9 protein-coding genes are annotated in these 7444 nt (G+C 49.6%); 4 read left to right on the top strand and 5 right to left on the bottom strand.

Translation table 11 applies throughout. The annotated features are described in order from the left end of the window. The 3 genes from LN893_RS20040 to LN893_RS20030 all read left to right on the top strand — a co-directional run. Nucleotides 1–991, top strand: a 991-nt coding sequence (locus tag LN893_RS20040; RefSeq protein WP_229973170.1) for a carboxypeptidase-like regulatory domain-containing protein, incomplete at its 5' end; no start/stop codon positions are given. A 329-nt stretch (nt 992–1320) separates the two neighbouring features. Further along, nucleotides 1321–1668, top strand: a complete 348-nt coding sequence (locus tag LN893_RS20035) for a PadR family transcriptional regulator (protein WP_229973171.1) — start codon at nt 1321–1323, stop codon at nt 1666–1668. Next, nucleotides 1665–2330, top strand: a complete 666-nt coding sequence (locus tag LN893_RS20030) for a hypothetical protein (RefSeq protein WP_229973169.1) — start codon at nt 1665–1667, stop codon at nt 2328–2330. Before LN893_RS20035 ends, LN893_RS20030 begins: the two co-directional genes overlap by 4 nt. A 217-nt stretch (nt 2331–2547) precedes the next feature. Here LN893_RS20030 and LN893_RS20025 read toward each other — a convergent pair whose 3' ends face one another. From LN893_RS20025 to LN893_RS20005, 5 genes are all read right to left on the bottom strand, one after another. Beyond that, a complete protein-coding gene (locus LN893_RS20025; protein WP_229973167.1) occupies nt 2548–3561 on the bottom strand; it encodes a DUF1259 domain-containing protein in 1014 nt (337 codons plus the stop codon). 535 nt (nt 3562–4096) lie between these two features. Further along, nucleotides 4097–4486: a hypothetical protein gene (locus LN893_RS20020; RefSeq protein ID WP_229973165.1), complete on the bottom strand. Its 390-nt coding sequence runs from the start codon at nt 4484–4486 to the stop codon at nt 4097–4099. Between the two features lie 214 nt (nt 4487–4700). After that, complete coding sequence (locus LN893_RS20015; protein WP_229973163.1) at nt 4701–4934, bottom strand: hypothetical protein; 234 nt, start codon at nt 4932–4934, stop codon at nt 4701–4703. 347 nt (nt 4935–5281) lie between these two features. After that, nucleotides 5282–5623 carry a hypothetical protein gene (locus tag LN893_RS20010; protein ID WP_229973160.1) on the bottom strand — a complete coding sequence of 114 codons (342 nt, stop codon included), beginning with the start codon at nt 5621–5623 and terminating at the stop codon, nt 5282–5284. Nucleotides 5624–5784: 161 nt separating this feature from the next. Continuing rightward, nucleotides 5785–6234: a response regulator gene (locus LN893_RS20005; RefSeq protein ID WP_229973158.1), complete on the bottom strand. Its 450-nt coding sequence runs from the start codon at nt 6232–6234 to the stop codon at nt 5785–5787. 18 nt (nt 6235–6252) lie between these two features. On the opposite strand from LN893_RS20005, the gene LN893_RS20000 reads away from it, so the two are divergent. After that, a complete protein-coding gene (locus tag LN893_RS20000; protein WP_229973156.1) occupies nt 6253–7023 on the top strand; it encodes a hypothetical protein in 771 nt (256 codons plus the stop codon). Nucleotides 7024–7444 lie beyond the last annotated feature (421 nt).

The following is a 7444-nucleotide window of genomic DNA, read 5'->3' as shown; positions in this document are numbered from 1 at the left end:
TGCGCTTCCGGGGGTTTCTATCATGATTAAAAACAGTAACAGAGGCACCGTTACCGGTAGTGACGGCAGGTACACCCTCAATGCCGAGGCTACAGACACGCTGGTTTACAGATTCATCGGCTTTGAAGAGCGGCGGCTGGCAGCAGGCGACAAGGAGACACAGCGCGTGGTGTTGGAGCAAAGCATCAGGCCTGGGATAACCCATGAGGCAAATGAAGAACGGGTAGAAGGCAAGCCTTCCCCTGTTAAAGAAAGAAGTGCAGCCCAAGCGCAGGTCGCTGGCAGTAACGGCGCGAAGGCAAGGACGGAAATAAAGCAAGAAGCCTTGAACGAAGTGCTGGTAGAGGGAAGGCGGCTTGATGCCACGGCTGTTACTGTAAAGGGGGGGCAACCGGTCAATGCGGGAACCGCTACAGTAGCTGGGGGCAAGTCTGGGAGTTCAGATAAAGCAATCAGTATAAAAGGCGCCTCAGCCGGTGAAAATAAGGAACCTGCCTATTTCATTTATGAAAGCGACGCTTTCAAAGGCCTTGCATCCGGTACGGATGCCTTTGCAAAGGCCGCAGCCAAGGGAAGGGCTGTCGCTGACCTGAAGGATATTGAGCCTGAGTCTATCCAGTCTATCCACGTTTTGAGAGATAGGCTTGCCGTAGCTGCCTTTGGCGACGCAGCCAAAAATGGAGCAGTACTTATCACACTAAAAGAAAATGCGCTTCAACCTGTGACAGCTGAGCATACGGAAGAATTCGTGGTTTACCCTGTACCGTCCGAGGGTTTCGTGAAAATAAGGTTCTACCTGAACACGAAGCAGCATGTAAAAGCGGATGCCGTAGACTTTAACGGAAAGAATGTGAAGACCTTCACCAACCAGGTGCTGGACAGCGGCTGGCATGAGTTTGAATGGGATGCATCTAATAGTCCCGCGGGCACTTACATCATCATATTAAATAAAGAGACTGGCGTGGCAAACAAGAAGATACTGTTAAAGTAGTGCGGGACAGCGAAAATAGGCAGGAGTTGATGCGATTGTATCAGGTAATGGAGGGAGCTCTCGTGCTGTCTAAGCAGTACCAGCTATATTTTAACCACCATAAAGGTAAGCTTCACTCATAAGAGCTTCACGGAGGCATGAATCCGACCCGGCTTGATCATCTGAGACAGTCGAAGGGGATGGGATGAAAGGATTCTCGGTACTTGAACCTGGCAAGGAAGAAGGGTAGAAGCACTAGCTGCAGCGCCCCCTTCTGTACAAGAAGCACGGTAGACAAGGTTTTTGGATACATAAGAGTCTTATGCAAAAGATTGTCGTATATTTGTTCTATGAAAAACAGCCCGCTCTACAAAGGCAGTCTCTCTACCATCGTCCTTAAGCTGCTGGAGGAGAACTCCAGGATGTACGGCTATGAGATAACGCAGAAAGTCAAAGAGCTCACCGCAGGGGAACTGAACATCACCGAAGGGGCGCTCTACCCTTCCCTGCACAAGCTTGAAGCCGACGGACTGCTCCAGGCAGAGATGGTGCATATCGGCAATCGGATGCGGAAATACTACAGACTGACGGAAACGGGCAAAAAAGAGACAGCCGACAGGCTCTACGAGCTGAAGGCGTTCATAGAGCAGATGCAGTTGATACTGAACACTAACCTGACTAACCCGCAAGGCATATGAAAAAGGAGCTGACAGCAGCAGACATCGAGAAGCTGTATGCTTTTCTTCAAAAGAAGTTTGTAGACACCTATGATGTGCAGACAGAGCTTGTAGACCACCTCGCCTCAGACATAGAGCTGCAGTGGGAGAGAGACCCAAGCCTGAGCCTGGATGAGGCAATGCAGAAGGTGTACAAAAGCTTCGGGATCTTCGGCTTTACGGAGGTGTACGAGCAGCGTGTGGCGGCAATTCAAAAAGAGATACAGAAGCAGTGGTTAAGGACGTTCCTGCAGTTCTTCAAGCTGCCCTACCTGCTGTTTTCGCTCGTGCTCTTCTTGGGAAATCAGCTGGCCCTTACCTCGCTAGATCAGGGCGTGGTAAAGCTTGTCAGCTTAGGGTTGCTTACTGCTGGAGTTCTGTACTTCGCCGTTAAAGAGTACGCCTTCAACAAAAGGCATTTGCGCAGGAAGCTGTCGGTGATGCAGTACATCTACGGTTTTTTGCCGCTGCTGTATCTTCCGATGTATATTAACTACGCGGTATTGGAAAGGCTGATCACAGAGGTCAGCTGGCCCTATGCCCTGCACATTACCGTCAGCTATATCCTGGCGATCGCCTACATCAGTACGGTAGACAAGATCAAGCAAAAAGCCAAAGAGCAGTATCCGATTGCCTTTGCCTAATGGCGATACAGAACAGGCAGCAGGGGCTCGCCGCCCCAGTCAAAAAACGAAATTTCGTTATAGAGCAAGGACGGCTCCTCATTATGAGGAGCCGTCCTTGCTTATAGCCTATAAGCCCCTTTATGTTCAACAGAGACAACAAACATAAAAGCTGGCTGCTGCAACAATAAAACCGATTACTGTTCACAGCAGCCAGCCTGCTACAGGTCTTCAAGTATCAATGCTTAGAGTGGTTCAGAGTTTTTCCGTGCTTGCCCAGCTCATCAAGTGCCGCCCGAAACCCTCGGGCTAACGCGGAGGCTTCACCCCGACCGTAGTAATGCAGGAATATCATTCGAGGATCATCACCGAGCATGTGGTTATGCAGAGCCACGACTTCCAGATTATTCCTACGGAGAGCCGCTATGACAGGGTTTACCTCTGGTTCCAGCATGGCAATGTCACCTGCTACGTGGGCTCTCTCTTTGGTGCCGGAAAATGAGGCCCAGGAATTCAACCCGATAGATTGTGTCAGCTCAACACCCATCGCCATTACAGTTAGATCTTCACGCCCCACGGTATATTTGTAGGTAGGTCCATTCTCCGTACCAGTATGTTTTACAATGGCATCCAGAGCCTGTGTGTCAAAGGCCTTCTTGGCAGTGGATGGAGAAGCGGCCCCAGCGGCGGTGTTACCACTCTGATCCGCGGGGTCAGTGGTAGTAGCTTGCGGCTGATTTGCCGGTGATATTTTACTTTGGCGTATGGTAGCAGCAAATTTCTTGGCCAGTTCGGCCGGAGCGCCCATTCCGTGCAGGTGCATGTAAAAGATACGCGGCTCCTCGTAAAAGAAGTGGTTGTGAATAGCACTCACTTCCAATCCGTTGGCATGAGCCGCAGATATTAAAGGGTTTACCTCCTCCTGAAGTAAAACAGTATCGCTCATAAGCATGGCAGACTTTCCGTCTACAGTTTTCTTGATAGAAGCCCACCCTCCAAAGCCAAAAGAAATAGGCACTGCTTCGCCCCTGACTCTAATCTTCAGATCATTCCTGGGTAAGGATGTAGTATGAAGAGCCTCTGCTTCCTTGTATGCACCTTTCTTTCCCATAGCAGCTTCAATGGCAGCGATTTCCTCGGTGGTCAGAGGAGGCGTTTTGCCTTTTATTGGTGCCGCTTTCAACTCAGGAATACCTAAAACTGATGCCGCCCCGATCATTGCGGAAGCTTGCAGTACCTGTCGCCGGTTCATACTAGATTATTTTATAAGGTTGAACAAATATTATTCTAAAGTAAGAAGCCAGGAAGAAACAAAGCATATTTATCAAAGTTTTGGTACTGGAAGCTTCTCTAGTAGTTAAGCGTAAATGAAATATTAAGGTTGGATATTGTTCTCAATTGCAGCAATAGAAAGCAACCAAAGACAAAAACAGGATGCAGTTATCTTTTTGAACGATCTTCACCTTTTTAAACTGTGCAGCTAAAACCAGCTTACGAGAGGGTTAGAGTCATGAAGGATTGTGAACTTTCTGTGTGCTAATATCAGCAGAGTACCAAAACCGCCCCCCCCGTTTCCAGCGAATAGGGGCTGTTTTCTCTCATAACAACAATTATGTTAAAAGCGCTTTGTATTTGTCTAATTTTATCCTCCTTTTCTGGAAGAAGCGCAAGAGCAACGACTTGAACAAAGCAAGAACCTTCTCATCCCAGCTGCTAAAGGTGCTAAGCTTAAATTACCTCCTCTGGTGCAGGCTCTTTGCGGGTGTTGAAATCGGCTGTGTAGGCTGCTATGCCTCGCCACTGGCATCGTTCGGATCTGTTTTCAGCGGAGGGGCAGGACTTGTGGAGAGCTTGCCGTATCCAGCCTGCTCCAGTTGCTGCACCAGCTCCATGGTGCGGTCAATAATGCCCTTGTCCGTCATGTACACCTTCTCGTCCAGCTTCTCGTGAGCATGCGGGGAAATCTTGTTGTGCAAGACCTTCAAGCAGGTAATGTAATTGTCCACCTGACTGCTGAAGTCGCTGTAAAACTGGGGGTTTTCTGTGGCTTGGTCCAGGAAACCGACCTTTTGGTTCTCGGCCGCGCGAATTTCATCATACACTATTCGAGCGGCTTCCTGCTTAGAAAGTGCTTTACCCTGTAGCCTGTCCAGAAACCTGTTAAAATCGAATTCCACTTTGATGTGCTTTTTTAAGTCTGAGTGTAAAGGTTAGGCGTGCAAGCTGGTCGCGGTTCATATTAAATGCCCCTCTAGACCAGGACTTTGGCTGCGCCTTCGTAAGCCACCGTATATGGTGACGCGGCTGAGCTTTTACGGAAGAACTGTCGTTGCCTTGAAGTAAGTACGTCAAACAGCTCCACAGTGGTGTTTTTTAGCTTGCTTTGATGCTTTAAACCGCTAGAAAGGTTTGCTTTAGCTTGGCAATTCCAGCGGTGCTTATTTCTTCGCCTTTACCAGACAGCTTCATAAGTTCTGCCAGTAAAACAGGGTCTGAAACAAACATGCGGTCTCGGTACAGCCCTTCCCTGAAGAAGCGGCAGTACAGCCTGTCTGCGCTTACCAGCGTCAGTACGATTAAGTCGCAGGCGCTAATCCTATTTAAAAATTCAGTTAGCTCGTTCATTCTAAACAGTTTTTTTAGAAAAGGCACAAAGGTAACTGTTTAGAATGAACGCGAAACCGCTTAAGATCAAATTTATGTTCAAACAGACGTTATAGGATAGAACTGATAGCAAGCTTATTTTTACCGCTGCCAACTGAGTTTACCTTTACTTGCTCTGATGTAGGCTCTCTGCTCATATCGGTCAGCTCCAGCGCTTCTCGGGTGGCGAAAGCCGCCAACACTTCTTCAGGCTTCTAGTTAGAGCGCGGCTTGTTTTCGGGCGCTCTGGGCGCTTTACAGACGCTGTCAGGGGGAGGCAAAGAAAGGCGAATGCAAAGCGGCTGCAGGAGCTGGTTTGCCGTTGGAGGCTACTTTGAAAGAAGCCAGTCCATGGCCTCTTCTTTCGTCGCGAAGTTCCTGAATTCTATTGGCAGGTCAACCTCCTGTCTGAGTTCTTCGGAGACCCTGGCGGACCTCTCCTCGCGTGCGGCATCATCTGTTACGACACGCGCCAGCTTCTTTAGATGAGTGCCCGTCAAGTCCAAGGCGAATTTCGTGGTGATGGCTCTGTAAGCCTCGTCTTCGACCTCAATAACGGACTTGCTGGAATCAAGCAGCAGGTTTCGAATGTGGTAGCCCCTGACGTTCTCTACGATCAGGTTGAGGCAAAAGCTTACCTCGGAAGAGGAAAACTCCTTGACGTCGGGCATACTGGTAACCAGTACATCCGTAGCGGGGCTGTAGTCAAGCGCAATGATTCCGCTGTGAATTAGCATTCTTACAACTTAGATGGATAGGGAAAGTAAATATAGTGTTTTCTTTGTTACTATTGGCAACAATAACCTTTTTCAAGGGAGAAAGTCAATTCATCTTATGTTAGCAGGCTGGCAAGGTACGGCACATGCTCGTCGGTTAGCGGTTTGTCCAGATACCCTTTTACTATCGGGTATTCTTTTAGGATACCTTCCCCAAGTTCACTATCAAGGATTGAGACAACAACAACGACGGGGGGAACCAGGCCTGTGCTTTCCTGAACCTCGCTTAAGGCTTTCAGGAAGTCAACCCCGCCCATGTAGGGCATTTCCAGGTCCAGCAGGACTAGTTTAAAAGGTGTTTTCCGTATCAGCGACAGGGCATCCTCCCCGTTTTCCGCCGTTACTATTTGTGTGGCATGGTCTTGTAAAACCGCCTTGTTCACGAAATTGGTTACCTCGTCATCCTCAACAAGCAGCACCCTACCCAGGCTCGGCATAGTCATTTCGGTTACAGTGTAGTTAAACAACAGGCTCGTTTTACTGCTGCCTCCCGTTTTAAGTTGCACTCATACTTTGAATGGCTTGTGAAGGATAAACGGAGGCAGCTTTCTCTCCGTGGCTGCCTTTGGGCATGTATGCCAAGCCAGGGCCTGAACCGACCTTGTGCAAACCCAGGCGTTATTCGGCGGCCTGCCAGCACAGCTTCCGCTTGGAGGCTTTTCATCTTTGCCAGCGGACATACTGTATGGTTCGGGAGCCGCACCTTTCGCGGGACAGACTCAGGTGCCCAGCTGCTTGAGCAGCCTGCGCACCTCTTCCATCTCCCTTTCCACCCTGTACGCTTCACTGGCCAGGAACCTGCTCTGCTCTGGGGTCAGCATGGAGTAGGCCATGATATTGTCACCGTACCGCAGGCTCTTTATGGTTTGCAGCCGAAGCACGCAGCTGCTCATGCGCAGGGAGTGGTAGCCTATAAGCGCCTTCGGCGACTGATCCGCCGCCCGGTGCCTTATCGCGAAGAGCTCGTCTGGGTCCATCTTTCGGATCTGCTCGTCGAATGGGTCGTGGTAGACCAGGTACATATTTCTACCTTCGCCCACGATCCTGGGCTCCGTACCCGCTCCGCCGACGGCAGCGGCTTGGCTTTCGCGCTCCGCTGCGGCCTCCCGCTTGCGCTTGTTGGCGTAGACGCGGCACTTGGCAGAGCAGTAGACGGCCCTGGGCTTGTTTGCCCAGAAGCCGCGCGCGCAGTAGGGGCAGGTTCTCTCGTAGACGATGGAGTTAGCGGGAAACTCTTCCCTGCTGTACTTGGGCATAGGCTTCGGATATGGTGTAAGATTGCACGAATTACGTAATAATTACGTAATTAATAAAACATAAAGTGAATTTATTCAGTATCGCCTTCTGTGTGAGACCATCGCCGCACTGTGCAGGGAACCTTTTTATGCAACAAAGCGGCTCTGTCAACAGATAAAGTACCAACCTTTTTTTGCAACAAAACGACATGCCCTTTTGCTTAAACAAATACTTTATAGATTCGATGTAACGTATTATCTATAAGGCTGATATATATTGAATATTAAATTATTGTGATACCTTTTTTTGCAACAAGATAACCTGGGTGTTTTACCCATTGAAACTGTGCGTTTTGAGAAGGTAACGGGAAAACGGTAGTCACCCCGCAGATACGCCGTTGGCAGCCTGTGTCACGGTAAAGCGGGGAGGGCTGCTACTACAGGCTCAGCAGCCAGTCCAGCGCCTGTGCCTTTCCCGCGA

The organism is Pontibacter harenae (assembly GCF_020907245.1).
Taxonomy (GTDB): domain Bacteria; phylum Bacteroidota; class Bacteroidia; order Cytophagales; family Hymenobacteraceae; genus Pontibacter; species Pontibacter harenae.
The sequence above is the reverse complement of the archived record's forward strand: the minus strand, read 5'-3'. Positions and strand labels throughout refer to the sequence as shown.